The organism is Methylotenera sp. (assembly GCF_029946165.1).
Lineage (GTDB): Bacteria > Pseudomonadota > Gammaproteobacteria > Burkholderiales > Methylophilaceae > Methylotenera.
Genome location: NZ_JAQSDZ010000005.1, coordinates 358179 through 371149, shown reverse-complemented (window position 1 = coordinate 371149; position 12971 = coordinate 358179). Strand labels below are relative to the sequence as shown.

14 protein-coding genes are annotated in these 12971 nt (G+C 40.3%); 9 read left to right on the top strand and 5 right to left on the bottom strand.

Annotated elements, in window-relative coordinates:
- The first annotated feature begins 183 nt into the window (after positions 1-183).
- From rpsA to PSV17_RS04020, 5 genes are all read left to right on the top strand, one after another.
- Positions 184-1695: a 30S ribosomal protein S1 gene (rpsA, locus tag PSV17_RS04040; RefSeq protein WP_300479922.1), complete on the top strand. Its 1512-nt coding sequence runs from the start codon at positions 184-186 to the stop codon at positions 1693-1695.
- Positions 1696-1726: 31 nt separating this feature from the next.
- Positions 1727-2008, top strand: a complete 282-nt coding sequence (locus PSV17_RS04035; protein ID WP_013148307.1) for an integration host factor subunit beta — start codon at positions 1727-1729, stop codon at positions 2006-2008.
- A gap of 264 nt (positions 2009-2272) precedes the next feature.
- Complete coding sequence (gene lapB, locus PSV17_RS04030; protein WP_300479921.1) at positions 2273-3454, top strand: lipopolysaccharide assembly protein LapB; 1182 nt, start codon at positions 2273-2275, stop codon at positions 3452-3454.
- A 14-nt stretch (positions 3455-3468) separates the two neighbouring features.
- A complete protein-coding gene (gene pyrF, locus PSV17_RS04025) occupies positions 3469-4173 on the top strand; it encodes an orotidine-5'-phosphate decarboxylase (RefSeq protein WP_300479919.1) in 705 nt (234 codons plus the stop codon).
- Between the two features lie 165 nt (positions 4174-4338).
- Positions 4339-4728, top strand: coding sequence for a helix-hairpin-helix domain-containing protein (locus tag PSV17_RS04020; RefSeq protein ID WP_300479917.1), 390 nt, complete (start codon positions 4339-4341; stop codon positions 4726-4728).
- 141 nt (positions 4729-4869) lie between these two features.
- On the opposite strand, the gene PSV17_RS04015 is transcribed toward PSV17_RS04020, so the two are convergent.
- Complete coding sequence (locus PSV17_RS04015; protein ID WP_300479915.1) at positions 4870-5352, bottom strand: dihydrofolate reductase; 483 nt, start codon at positions 5350-5352, stop codon at positions 4870-4872.
- A 48-nt stretch (positions 5353-5400) separates the two neighbouring features.
- Between PSV17_RS04015 and PSV17_RS04010 the strand changes: the two genes are divergently transcribed.
- From PSV17_RS04010 to PSV17_RS04000, 3 genes are read left to right on the top strand one after another with little or no spacing between them, the layout of a single operon-like run.
- Positions 5401-6834, top strand: a complete 1434-nt coding sequence (locus tag PSV17_RS04010) for a HAMP domain-containing sensor histidine kinase (RefSeq protein WP_300479913.1) — start codon at positions 5401-5403, stop codon at positions 6832-6834.
- A complete protein-coding gene (locus PSV17_RS04005; protein ID WP_300479911.1) occupies positions 6831-7451 on the top strand; it encodes a hypothetical protein in 621 nt (206 codons plus the stop codon). The genes PSV17_RS04010 and PSV17_RS04005 overlap by 4 nt, the downstream gene beginning before the upstream one ends.
- A gap of 14 nt (positions 7452-7465) precedes the next feature.
- Positions 7466-8836 carry a sigma 54-interacting transcriptional regulator gene (locus PSV17_RS04000; protein ID WP_300479909.1) on the top strand — a complete coding sequence of 457 codons (1371 nt, stop codon included), beginning with the start codon at positions 7466-7468 and terminating at the stop codon, positions 8834-8836.
- A gap of 124 nt (positions 8837-8960) precedes the next feature.
- On the opposite strand, the gene arsA is transcribed toward PSV17_RS04000, so the two are convergent.
- The 4 genes from arsA to PSV17_RS03980 are packed head-to-tail and all read right to left on the bottom strand — an operon-like array spanning position 8961 to position 11980.
- Positions 8961-10721 (bottom strand): arsenical pump-driving ATPase, encoded by a 1761-nt coding sequence (gene arsA, locus PSV17_RS03995; RefSeq protein WP_300479896.1) that lies wholly within the window; start codon positions 10719-10721, stop codon positions 8961-8963.
- Between the two features lie 48 nt (positions 10722-10769).
- Complete coding sequence (arsD, locus tag PSV17_RS03990) at positions 10770-11126, bottom strand: arsenite efflux transporter metallochaperone ArsD (protein WP_300479894.1); 357 nt, start codon at positions 11124-11126, stop codon at positions 10770-10772.
- Between the two features lie 16 nt (positions 11127-11142).
- Positions 11143-11643 carry an arsenate reductase ArsC gene (locus PSV17_RS03985; RefSeq protein ID WP_300479893.1) on the bottom strand — a complete coding sequence of 167 codons (501 nt, stop codon included), beginning with the start codon at positions 11641-11643 and terminating at the stop codon, positions 11143-11145.
- Positions 11636-11980 (bottom strand): helix-turn-helix domain-containing protein, encoded by a 345-nt coding sequence (locus PSV17_RS03980; protein ID WP_300479891.1) that lies wholly within the window; start codon positions 11978-11980, stop codon positions 11636-11638. The genes PSV17_RS03985 and PSV17_RS03980 overlap by 8 nt, the downstream gene beginning before the upstream one ends.
- A gap of 462 nt (positions 11981-12442) precedes the next feature.
- On the opposite strand from PSV17_RS03980, the gene PSV17_RS03975 reads away from it, so the two are divergent.
- Positions 12443-12841, top strand: coding sequence for an EF-hand domain-containing protein (locus tag PSV17_RS03975; RefSeq protein WP_300479890.1), 399 nt, complete (start codon positions 12443-12445; stop codon positions 12839-12841).
- Positions 12842-12971: the final 130 nt, after the last annotated feature.

Here is a 12971-nt window from a genome sequence, read left to right as displayed (position 1 = left end):
TATACGGTTTTTAGTAGAAAATTACTAATAAATTTAGCGAATAGTCTTTTATTTTTCAATGTTTTAGTTATAATTCTATCTTTAGTAATTTTAAGAATTTTTCGTCTGCGTTTTACATTGATTCGCAGGTTTTTTTAATCACCCCACTGCTAGGTGGGATTATTTTTTAGGTAATTTTATTTAATGGCTTCTACTTCTACATCTACTGCTTCACCCATGGAATCATTTGCTGCGCTTTTTGAAGAAAGCTTAGCTCACCAAGAAATGCGTTCTGGTGAAGTGATTACAGCTGAGGTTATCTCAGTTGACCAAGATCACGTAATTGTTAATGCTGGTCTAAAATCAGAAAGCGTTATCGCTGCTGAAGAATTCAAAAACGCTCAAGGCGAAATCGAAGTGCAAGTTGGTGACTTCGTTAAAGTGTTAATCGAAAAACTAGAAGATGGTTTCGGTTCAACATTGCTTTCACGCGAAAAAGCTAAACGCATGGAAACATGGTTAGATTTAGAAGATGCAATGAACGAAGGTCGCATCATTAAAGGTTTCGTAAGCGGTAAAGTTAAAGGTGGTTTACGCGTTTCTGTAAATGGCATCATGGCTTTCTTGCCAGGTTCATTGGTTGATGTACGTCCAGTAAAAGACACTACTCCATTCGAAAATAAAGAATGTGACCTAAAAGTAATCAAAATCGACCGCAAACGTAACAACATCGTTGTTTCACGTCGTGCAGTAATGGAAGTTAGTGCTGGTGCAGATCGCGAAGCATTAATGGGCACATTGGCTGAAGGCGCAGTGGTTAAAGGTATCGTTAAAAATATTACAGACTACGGTGCATTCGTTGATTTGGGCGGCATTGATGGTTTGCTACACATTACTGACTTAGCATGGCGTCGTGTAAAACACCCATCTGAAGTATTAACAGTAGGTGAAGAAGTTGAAGCAAAAATCTTGAAATTTGATCAAGAGAAAAACCGTGTTTCACTAGGTATCAAACAATTGGGCGACGATCCATGGGTTGCATTAACTCGTCGTTACCCAGTTTCAACACGTCTATTCGGTAAAGTTTCAAACTTGACTGATTACGGTGCATTCGTTGAAATCGAACCAGGTATCGAAGGTTTAGTTCACGTTTCTGAAATGGATTGGACTAACAAAAACATTCACCCAGGCAAAATCGCTCAATTAGGCGACGAAGTTGAAGTGATGATTCTTGAAATCGACGAAGCTCGTCGTCGTCTATCATTGGGTATGAAACAATGTAAAGCTAACCCATGGGACGATTTCTCTGCAACACATCACAAAGGTGATATCGTTTCAGGTCAAATCAAATCAATCACTGACTTTGGCGTGTTCATTGGCTTGCCAGGCGGTATCGATGGTTTAGTTCACTTGTCAGATCTATCATGGTCACAAACTGGCGAAGAAGCTATCCGCAACTTCAAAAAAGGCGACGAATTACAAGCAGTTATCTTGGCTATTGATGTAGAAAAAGAGCGTATTTCATTAGGTGTTAAACAACTTTCTGCTGACCCTTCAGGCGCAACTGCTTCAACTGAAGAAAAATCAGATGCTAAACCTAAAGCTAAATCTGCAAAAGCTAAAGATGCTGCACCACAAGTACCAAATGACGCAGCTTCTGCTGGTACAACAAACCTTGGTGCTTTATTAAAAGCTAAATTAGACAGCAAAAAATAAACTAAATAGTTAAGATAAAGGCACATAAAGCATGACTAAATCTGAACTAATCACCTTGCTTGCTGAGCGTTTTCCACAGTTAGTAGTTAAAGATGCGGAACTCTCAGTCAAGGCGATTTTAGATGCAATGTCCGATAACCTCGCTACTGGTGAGCGAATCGAGATACGTGGCTTTGGTAGCTTTAGCTTAAATTATCGTCCACCACGTTTAGGTCGCAACCCTAAAACTGGCAGTAAAGTTCAAGTACCTGAAAAACATGTACCTCACTTTAAAGCTGGTAAAGAGTTACGTGAACGTGTGGACTTAGGTTAAATATCTGAGTTAACTATCTTGGTTAATATCTAAATTAACTTTTAGTTTTAAGTATTAATGTTTAAATAAAAAACGGCAGCCATAAGCTGCCGTTTTTTATTGTTCATCAATTTTATTGTCTAGCCAATAAACAGCTTTAGTAAAGCGAACTATATTGAATTATTTGAGCTAAAATTATACGTATGCAATATATATGCAAATCAACTGGTATAACGCAATTGAATATCCTCCTATATAAACTAGCATCAGTAAAAGCGAAACCTCATGGAATTTGAATTTTGGTGGTTATTAGCCCTGCCCCTATTTTTTAGCTTAGGTTGGCTCGCTGCTCGCGTAGACCTTAAACAACTACTAGCTGAATCTACTGCCCTACCTGCGGCTTATTTTAAAGGATTAAATTTCCTTATAACGAATCAACATGACAAAGCCATAGAGGCTTTTTCTGAGGCCGTACAAGCGAATACAGACTCATTAGAACTGCATTTTGCATTAGGCAGCTTGTTTAGAAAACGCGGTGAAGTAGACCGCGCTATTCATTTGCATTTAAGCCTGTTAAATAAAAAAGATTTAGAACCTCAACAAAAATTAGCTGTGACTGCTGAGCTTGCCCAAGATTATCTAAAAGCTGGCTTGTTAGACCGCGCGGAAGAACTCTTTGAATCGCTAGATGATGATAGGTACCGTCAACCAGCCCTGCGTGCTTTACTAGAAATTTATGTAAGAGAGCGCGAATGGGAGCGCGCGATTAAAGCTGCCACAGAGTTAGAGCGCTTATCTGGCGTACCCTTCCGTGTGGAGGTTGCGCATTATTATTGCGAAATGGCAGTTAAATCCAAATTAGCAAATGATTTACACACTGCAAGATTCGAACTAGAACAAGCACTCAATGCGAATAAAAACTGTGTGCGAGCTAATGTACTATTAGGCGATATGGAAGCCGAAGCCGATGCTCACAAAGAAGCCATTTCCACTTGGCGCAGAATAGAGTTTCAACAACCAGAATACTTAGGCTTAATCGCCCCCAAGTTACTGACAAGCTATAGAGCACTTAACCAAACCTCGGAAGGCTTAGCGCTACTACAAACCTATTTGCAAAACTACAAATTAGCCTCCCTGATTAATGTACTGTACGAAGCGACTTTAGCAGAGAAAGGCCCTGAAAGCGCAGCTATATTGGCGCGTACAGAGCTCATTAAAATGCCAAGCTTAAGCGTGCTAGATCAACTATTACAAGCTAGAACTATTGCCCTCAAGCAGCACAGCAACCATTCAGAAAATACTACATTTAATGATATTCAGCTTATGCAACAGACCGTGCGTCATGCTGTAGGCAATAAAACCGCTTATCACTGTGGGCAATGTGGGTTTAAAGCCAAATATCATCATTGGCAATGCCCCGCATGTAACGCATGGGAAGCGCTGCCCGCAGAACCAACTACCATTTAAAGCATACCTCACCTATGAATAACGACCCTAAAATTATCGTTGCACTTGATTACCAAGACACAGCAAGCGCACTCAAACTAGTTGAACAGCTAGATCCAGCACTTTGCCGATTAAAAGTTGGTAAGGAGCTATTTACTGCGACAGGTCCGCAATTTGTAGAACAACTCACTCGCTCAAATTTCGGAGTGTTTTTAGACCTAAAATTTCATGATATTCCAAATACTGTAGCAAAAGCATGTTCTGCAGCAAGCAATTTAGGTGTTTGGATGCTCAATGTGCATGCCAGTGGCGGGTTAGAAATGATGCAAGCGGCACAACAAGCCGTTCAAGAAAGTGAATCCAAACCATTACTCATAGCAGTTACCGTACTGACTAGCATGAACCAAGCTTGTTTGAATCAAGTAGGCGTGCAAACTGACTTAGCCACACATGTCCTAAATTTAGCTACGCTTACTCAGCAGGCTGGATTAGACGGCGTAGTTTGCTCAGCGCTGGAGGCAAAAATGTTACGTGCCAAATTAGGTGCTAAATTCTGCCTAGTAACCCCTGGCATACGCCCTGCTGATACAAGCCAAGACGATCAATCCCGCGTTGTTACGCCAGCAGATGCATTAAAGAATGGCTCTAGCTACCTAGTCATAGGTCGCCCAATTACTAAAGCAGAAAATCCTAGTAAGGCATTAGAAGCAATTTACCAAGAATGTAACTTGGCTTTGTAAACCTAGCTTAAGTAAGACCGTGAAGGATATTATTTATTTGTAACTATTTGTAACTATTTGTATCATTGTTATCTTTAAGTTATGATAGGAAAACTAATTCAATTTTTTTGAGTAAGAATTTTAATTATTAGTTTAAAACTGCTTTTTAACTTTGGAGAATCAAAAATGACAAAAATATTATTAGCATTATTTACCTTCTTAAGCTTCAACATTAGCGCGATGGCTGGAGTCAATCTAAATACAGCCACTCAAGCGGAACTCGAGAGCCTGAACGGGATTGGCCCAGTGAAAGCTCAAGCCATTATAGATTATCGCAAAAAAAATGGTGGCTTCAAATCAGTTGATGAACTGGAAAAAGTTGAAGGCGTAGGTCCAGCAATTACCCAAAGTGTTCGTAAAGATATTTCTGTAAGCGGCCCTACTACTATTGCAAAACTAGCTAAAACAAAAGCTACGCCAGTTAAATATGCAACACCAAAGAAAGAAGTGGCAAAAGCAACCCCTGCTGCGCCTTCAAAAATAGTTAAAGTGGATGAAAAAGCAAAAACTAAATAACATTCCGACACTCAATTAAGCAAGCAACTTTTGTTTACTTATTAAGTATAGCTTTCCTAAAATAGGTTATTTTCAACCTATTTTAGGTTTTTTAAAGAATAACTGAGAAATAACTTTAGGCGTTTTGTACTACTGTTAATTTTATTCTCGAGTGTAAGTAATATAATTAAACGGTAAATCTTGCGCAGATATATGCGATTCTCGCGAGGTTTCTTGCCATAAATTCAAATTAAATTCGGGGAAAAATGCATCCCCATCAACCGTTAAATTCACCTCAGTAATATATAGCTTATCCGCAAGTTTTAAACCATCTTGATATAACTCAGCACCACCAATCAAAAACACCTCATCATCATCTTGGCATAAAGCGATTGCGGCTTCTAATGAATGGGCAATTAATGCACCGTCTAATTGATAGTCTTTATTACGGGTAACAATCACCGTGGTACGCCCTGGTAACAAGCGTCCTAGCGACTCATAAGTTTTGCGCCCCATGATAATGTGATGCCCTGTAGTTAAGGCGCGAAAACGCTTGAGATCCTCTGGCAGGTGCCATGGTAAGGTGTTATTAACACCAATGACTTGGTTATTGGCAATAGCTACAATGATAGAAAGTTGAGTCATGCCTCTATTATACTAGATGTTTTGAAGGAAACCTTTTAGACTAAGAGCATGCGATTTCAATACCCAAGCTCATTTTTAAAGTTATTATTAATAGGCTTTGCGTTTGCAATTGTGCCGTTGTTATGGGTATTTGCGAATGCCAATATTGCTTTTGATAACCTTGCCAAACAAAGTCAAATTACTATTTCAAACGCTGTTGTCACCACGCGCTCTGGGCGCGTCTTACAAGAACAATTAAACCTGATGGAACGCAGTAGTAAGCAGTATTTTGTGCTGCAAGATAATGTACTGTTTAACAACTATACTCAAGCTCATATTAAATTTAATGACGCAATTTCTCAGCTGGAAACTTTGGCTAACACCCCTTCTCAGCATAAAAATCTGCAATTATTGAGCGTAAAAACATCTCAATTACATGATGCTATTTTAAGCAGCAAGCAAATCAACGGAGCAGATTTAGGCTTTCTGCATAACTATAGTGAAATCACCCAATTGGTAGAAACCATTGTGCAGGAAAACAATTTGGCAATAGATGCTGCCTCTAGCCAATTGACGCTCACGGTACAACACACACAGAAAAAATTGTTTCTGCAAAGCTTAGTACTTATCCCGCTAGCATTACTAGTAGCTGGAGCCATTACCTACTTATTAGCTAGACCTATTAAGCGTATGGATGCGGCCATAAGGCATTTAGGCAAAGGAGAATATGACCAACCCATTGCCATTGATGGGCCTGGTGACTTGCGTATTCTAGGACAGCGCTTAGATTGGTTGCGAAACGAACTTAAAGAAGTGGATGAGCAAAAACAGCAGTTTTTAAGGCATGTATCTCACGAACTTAAAACCCCACTTACCGCAATAAGAGAGGCCACTGAGCTATTATATGACGGCATTGGTGGAGCGCTTTCAGCCCAGCAATCTGAGATTACTTTGATTCTCCGTGAAAATAGCATCCGCTTGCAAAGAATGATAGAAAACCTACTTAATTACACGCGGATGGAGTCAATTGAAGCCAAGCTAACATTAGAAAAAGTTGACTTGTTTTTAGTCATTAATAAGGTGATTCATGCACATGCACTAAGTATTAGAAATAAAGAGCTGATAGTAGAAACCAACTACAATGTTAAGACTGTCGTAGCTGATGAGGAGAAATTGACCATTATTTTGGACAACCTTATTTCAAACGCAGTTAAGTACACGCCGCAACAAGGCTTAATTTCAGTGCAGACTAGATTGGAAAAGGATAGTTGGTTGATTGAGGTCCAAGATAATGGTCCCGGTCTAGCTGAGCTTGATCAAGCTCAATTATTTGACCCGTTTTATCGCGGTAATACATTGCATCAAAGTCTAATCGGCAGCAGTGGTTTAGGACTTACCATCGCAAAAGATTTAGTGAATGCCCATCAAGGAGTTATTAAACTTACTGAGTCAGATCAAGGCGCACATTTTATTGTGAGCATCCCTCAATTGGAGATTAAATGAAAATAAAAGTAATAATGTGGTTAAGTGTTTTAATACTTTCGCTAAGCGCATGCGCAAGTAAAAGTTTGTCGAATATACCTGCAAATACAAATAAAGAGTACAACGAGAATAAAACGTTACAGATTAAAAGATTAGATGCCTCAACTTTCAAACAAGATCGCGTGAATAACTTACTTATGTTTATTGACCGTTTTTCAAACGGCACTTTAGAAGCACAAAAAAAATTGCTCAACGAAACGAATCGTGCGCTCATAGAAAATAAAGCAGACCTAACAGAGCGTATCAAGCTAGCTATTATGTTTTCATTACCAAGCAGTCGCGTACGTGACCCAGCAAAAGCTCAAGTCTTGTTGCAAGATTTATTACAAGAAAATGGTCTGAATCCTACTGAGTCAGCTTTAACCAGTTTGTTTTACGAACATGTTTTAGACGATATTAAAGTTGCTCAAAAAAATAAAGAAGATTTAAAAAGACTCGAGTTATATCAACAAAAGTTAGAATCCTTACAGCAAAAATATGACGCTTTAGATAAGAAATTAAATGATTTAAAGAATATCGAAAAAACCATTAGTGACCGTGATAGCAAAGCATCTCTCAAGCCAGTCATTAAACCTTAAAATATGATAAGACCATGCAAATTCCAAACATTCTAATCGTTGACGATGACAAAGACATACTCAAGCTTATAAGCATTCGCTTAAATGCTGCTGGCTATAATACAGTTACTGCAAACAACGGTGCTGAGGCTATGTCTGCCATCATACTTCAACGGCCTGATTTGGTGATTAGCGACTTACGCATGCCAGCGATGGATGGCATGGCTTTGCTAGATGCGATTCAACAATCCCACCCTAGCCTACCTGTCATCATGCTAACGGCGCATGGCTCTATTCCAGACGCCGTTAATGCAACACAAAGAGGTGTGTTCAGCTTTCTAACGAAGCCCTTTGATAGCCAAGCCCTATTGCAACAAGTTGCGTCTGCACTACGCTTGAATGGTACACATACGCAAACAATCTCAAATGAAGATCATACCTGGCGTGCCGATATCTTAACGCGCAGTTCGACCATGGAAAGCTTGCTTGGCCAAGCTAAACTAGTTGCAAACACGGATGCGAGTGTATTTATTCAAGGTGAAAGTGGTTCTGGTAAAGAGCTGTTGGCACGCGCCATTCATCGTTATAGCGCAAGAAATGCAAAACCATTTGTAGCAATCAACTGTGGCGCAATTCCTGAAAATCTACTCGAATCAGAACTGTTTGGCCACAACAAAGGTGCGTTTACTGGTGCTATCAATAACCATGTAGGTCTTTTTCAAAGTGCTGAAGGTGGAACGCTATTTTTGGACGAGATAGGTGACATGCCACAAGCCTTGCAGGTTAAAGTATTACGTGCCTTGCAAGAACGCGTGATACGCCCTGTGGGGAGCACAACTAACATACCGATAGACTTACGATTAATTTCTGCAACGCACCGCAACTTAGTCAATGAAATGAAAGAAGGTCGCTTTCGTGAAGACTTGTTTTACCGCATTAATGTAGTTAGCTTAGAAATTCCATCTCTGGCTAATCGCCGTGAAGATGTAAGCCTATTAGCCAATCATTTTCTGCAAGTATTTAGTCAAAAATATAAGAAAAAGCTACATAGCTTTGCACCAGATGCCCTAGAAACACTGATTACAGCCCCTTGGCCTGGCAATGTGCGGCAGCTACAAAACATTGTAGAGCAAACCGTGGTACTTGCGACCACCCAAGTTATTCCAGTCAATTTGGTACAAAAGGCATTACAAGAAGGCAGTAACTCAGTGGTGCCACTAGATGTTGCGCGCCAACAGTTTGAGTTTAATTATTTGATTAACATCCTTAAAACAACACAGGGCAATGTTACCCAAGCTGCAAGACTTGCTCAACGCAACCGTACCGAATTTTATCGCTTGTTAGACCGTCACAATATTCAAGCCAGCACATTCAAAAACTCAAGCGAAGACGAATCCACCGATTAAGCGCATATAAGCACCTAAAAGAGCCACTAGTTATGATGCAAAGACTAACTATAATTAGCCAAGGTTATTCGATACTTGCAAAATGTAAAGTGGCTAAGTTGAGCTCCATGCAGACAGCTTCACCTTAATTTTGTAGCTCTGAAAGCGCTAACAATCGCTTAACGCCGATAGGTTCTTCACTTAAAAGAGGCACGACAGCATAGCGTTTGGCATACTTATTTTTTACAGCTTCAATTTCATGCAGCTCGTTAGTTGCTCTTCTTCTTAAGAATGGTGAGTTTGTAGAAGTCGCTGCGATACTATTGTTTACAACCCATGCCCATGGCTCAATGCCGGCACGCCTTAAATCCTCTTGAAGATTGGCAGCTTCTAGTACAGGTGTCGTTTCTGCGAGGGTTATGATTAATACCTTGGTTCGTTTGCTATCCTGAAGTTGCATCATCGGCGTGGTGTAGTGCATACCAGTTTTGCCCATTTGGCGAGTAACCTCGCGATGATAAGCACCAGTAGCATCCAACAACAATAGAGTATGACCTGTCGGAGCGGTATCCATGACCACAAACTTCTTGCCAGCTTCTTTAATAATTCGCGAGAACGCTTGAAACACAGCAATCTCTTCAGTGCAAGGCGAACGTAAGTCTTCTTCTAGCAATGCTCGACCTTGTGCGTCTAACTTAGTACCTTTGGTTGCTAAAACATGTTGACGATAACGCTCTGTTTCCTCATGTGGGTCAATTTTGCTAACAGTTAAGTTTTCTAATGAGCCATGTAATGTTTCGCTTAAATGCGCCGCTGGGTCAGATGTGGTGAGATGTACCGCCAAACCTCGATGCGCTAACTCTACGGCCACTGCCGCTGCTATCGTAGTCTTGCCTACCCCACCTTTGCCCATCAACATAATTAAGCCATGCTCATCCTCCGCAATGCTTTCAACCAATTGAGATAGCGTTGGTTCGTTGAGCTTAACTGCTTCATCTATATGAACATTGCCAATGAAAGGGTTATCAACAAGCAATTGACGTAGTGCATCCAAACCGACCAGATTGAAGGATTTTAGCGACACCTCATCGTAGGGAAGCGACTTCAATACTTCAGGAATGGCTTTGATGGCTTGTTGCTCTCTTTGATAGATGGCTGCTGCTAACGAGTCATCTAAAACATCTTTAGACTGTAAAACACCATTGATCACCAGATATTGTTGTTTTAAACCAATACCTGCAAGCTCATCATGCGTGCGTGCAACTTCACGTAATGTGGATAGTTGTGCACGTGCCACTAGAATTAACCTTGTGCGATTGCTGTCAGCAAGCGCATCTACGGCATCTTTATATTGTTCACGCTGTTTTTCTAAACCCGCGAGAGGTCCAAGGCATGATGCATCCCCTTTGCCCTCCTCAAGAAATCCACTCCAAGCACCTGGTAGTTGTAATAAACGTATCGTGTGCCCTGTAGGCGCTGTATCGAAAATCACATGATCATAATCTTTGGTAAGTGCGGTATCTGTTAACAAGGCAGTAAATTCATCAAACGCGGCTATTTCAGTGGTGCAGGCACCTGATAATTGCTCTTCAATGCCTTTAACCACTGCTTCTGGCAAAATACCACGCACAGGACCAACAATGCGGTCTCGGTAAACTTGAGCGGCGGCTTGTGGGTCAATCTCTAATGCAGCTAAGTTTGGTACGGCAGGTATGGCGGTAATGTGGTTACCAATACTGATGCCAAATACTTGCCCAACATTAGAGGCGGGGTCAGTGCTAACCAATAGCACGCGTTTTCCTACGGAGGCTAAATGAATGGCTGTAGCGCATGCAATTGAAGTCTTACCTACGCCACCTTTACCAGTAAAAAAAAGAAAACGCGGAGGCTGTTCGAGAAATTTCATGGGCATAGTTCCTAATTCAGATTTTATTGATGTTGCCAGATGGCTTGCTTAACAACACTTGCCACCACTACAACAGCCACTTGATGCGGGAATAGCAGCTTGTTCAATGCCTGCCCATCGTGCAAGTTCAGAACGGCTTGGGTAGCGACCAGCCAGAGCAACTTCACCATCCACTAAAATCAACGGCAGAGCCTCCTGGCCAGAGCGTTCTAGAAAATTTCTTACCACTTGATTGTTAGCAAACTCCATTGGTTGCTGCGCAAGATTAAAGCGCTCAAGCTTTGCACCGTTTTGCTTTGCCCAATCAACATCAGCAGAAAAACTAACCAACTGCTGGTCTACTTCTGTTCCACAAACGCCACTACTGCAGCACATTGCTGGGTCAAACACATGTATCGTTTTCATATAAATCCTTTATTGACTATGGTTTTGTTAAACCGATTTTATCCATCTCGTTTTTGATGGCCAACATGTCAAGGCTGGCAAATGGCAACGCAGAAAACACTCGAACGCGGTTATAGATTTGATTAAATATTTGCTTAAAGGAATCTCGTTTTTGCTTATCTGTTCCTTCAACCGCAGCGGGGTCTTCAAATCCCCAATGGGCTGTTACAGGCTGCCCCGGCCATATTGGACAAACTTCACCAGCCGCATTGTCACAAACAGTAATAATAAAATCCATTTGCGGAGCATTAAGTTGTGCGAATTCATCCCAGCTTTTACTACGCAAATTTTCTGTTGGATATCCAGTTGATTTAACTTGCTCAATCGCGAATGGATTTACTTTGCCGTTTGGAAAGCTACCAGCACTGTAGGCTTTGAATTTGCCTTTTCCAATGGTATTAAACAAGGCTTCAGCCATGATGCTACGCGCAGAATTACCCGTGCATAAAATTAGTACATTGTAGATTTTTTCAGACATCACTTTTTTCCTTACTATTTAATCTGTTTGAATTTAGCGTTGATGAACATGACTTGCCACCACAACAATTCTCCAACAAGAAATCCATCAATTGCTGAACGGCTAATGGATTAGGGCGGTAAATCAAATTACGACTTTGCCGCTCCATGACAATTAAGTCAGCGGACATGAGTTGTTTGATATGAAATGAAATCGTTGCTGCCGGAATACCAAGCATCTCTTTGACTTGTGTGGGCGTTACACCAACATCGCCTTTTTGCACGATGAGTCTAAATACATTTAATCTAGACTCCTGGCCAAGGGCGATAAAAGCGTTTACGAAATCTTTAGTTTTCATAATTCCATTATAATGGAATTAATTTACAGAAATATGACATACATCAATTAAGGTTTAAAAAAGCTAACTATTTAAAACTTAAGAGAGTTTTAAATAGTTGATAAGCGGATATGCATTATGTATTTTCTTGGGAGCATTTAGCCAAAGGTACGGGCAAAGTATTGGATGTATATTCGTGATCATATTTATATTATTCAAGGTGGTTGTTTTGAATTATTTAATCACTCATTAGCACGTTTAAATTCAAGTCAAAAATTTGTCGTTAAAAAGCGACAAAAAAATTTAAGTAAATTCAATTGCTTAGCTAAACCGACAGACATATGTCGGGCTTAGGCGACACATGAAATTTCTCAGAAATCCAATAAAAGTCATAACCCATTGATTTAACTATAAAAAATAAGTTGGCACGATAATCGCTAATACTATAGGGCAATCTCTTTAAATTAGTATAGGAGTATTAATATGAAATTAAATCCGAACTCTATCATTCGTCCAGTTTCTGCAAGTCTTGCCGCTTTGTTACTTACAGTAGGCCTAAATAATTTAGCGATGGCTGATAACTCAGCTGCATTGAAAGATGCAATCAAAACAGATATTAATGTAGCAGGAGCTCAAGTTGCTGCTACTAACGAAACAGAAGTGTCAGCAACAAATTCTGGCGAAGCAGATTTTAAAAAGCTTGATGCTAATAAAGACGGAAAAATTTCTTTAAAAGAAGCTGTTAAAGATAAATCACTGACGACATATTTTGACGCTGCAGATATAAATCATGATGGCATGGTATCAGCTGATGAATACGTTAGCTACAAAACAGCAGCGTCAGCTACTGGTATTGAACCCCCAGCTTCGACTACTAACTGATAGCCGTTTGCCATGTTAGTTAGCCTTTATGGCTAACTAACCGAGTAATACCATGTTTTTGTTTTGATTTAGTAAGCGTTTGAGCGCTTGTGATTCACTCCCCTAGAATCACAAGTTTTTACGGTTGCCC

Bases quoted from the DNA above. Each gene is read 5' to 3' on its own strand.
- rpsA (WP_300479922.1), top strand. From the start codon at position 184: ATGGCTTCTACTTCTACATCTACTGCTTCACCCATGGAATCATTTGCT.
- PSV17_RS04035 (WP_013148307.1), top strand. From the start codon at position 1,727: ATGACTAAATCTGAACTAATCACCTTGCTTGCTGAGCGTTTTCCACAG.
- lapB (WP_300479921.1), top strand. From the start codon at position 2,273: ATGGAATTTGAATTTTGGTGGTTATTAGCCCTGCCCCTATTTTTTAGC.
- pyrF (WP_300479919.1), top strand. From the start codon at position 3,469: ATGAATAACGACCCTAAAATTATCGTTGCACTTGATTACCAAGACACA.
- PSV17_RS04020 (WP_300479917.1), top strand. From the start codon at position 4,339: ATGACAAAAATATTATTAGCATTATTTACCTTCTTAAGCTTCAACATT.
- PSV17_RS04015 (WP_300479915.1), bottom strand. From the start codon at position 5,352: ATGACTCAACTTTCTATCATTGTAGCTATTGCCAATAACCAAGTCATT.
- PSV17_RS04010 (WP_300479913.1), top strand. From the start codon at position 5,401: ATGCGATTTCAATACCCAAGCTCATTTTTAAAGTTATTATTAATAGGC.
- PSV17_RS04005 (WP_300479911.1), top strand. From the start codon at position 6,831: ATGAAAATAAAAGTAATAATGTGGTTAAGTGTTTTAATACTTTCGCTA.
- PSV17_RS04000 (WP_300479909.1), top strand. From the start codon at position 7,466: ATGCAAATTCCAAACATTCTAATCGTTGACGATGACAAAGACATACTC.
- arsA (WP_300479896.1), bottom strand. From the start codon at position 10,721: ATGAAATTTCTCGAACAGCCTCCGCGTTTTCTTTTTTTTACTGGTAAA.
- arsD (WP_300479894.1), bottom strand. From the start codon at position 11,126: ATGAAAACGATACATGTGTTTGACCCAGCAATGTGCTGCAGTAGTGGC.
- PSV17_RS03985 (WP_300479893.1), bottom strand. From the start codon at position 11,643: ATGTCTGAAAAAATCTACAATGTACTAATTTTATGCACGGGTAATTCT.
- PSV17_RS03980 (WP_300479891.1), bottom strand. From the start codon at position 11,980: ATGAAAACTAAAGATTTCGTAAACGCTTTTATCGCCCTTGGCCAGGAG.
- PSV17_RS03975 (WP_300479890.1), top strand. From the start codon at position 12,443: ATGAAATTAAATCCGAACTCTATCATTCGTCCAGTTTCTGCAAGTCTT.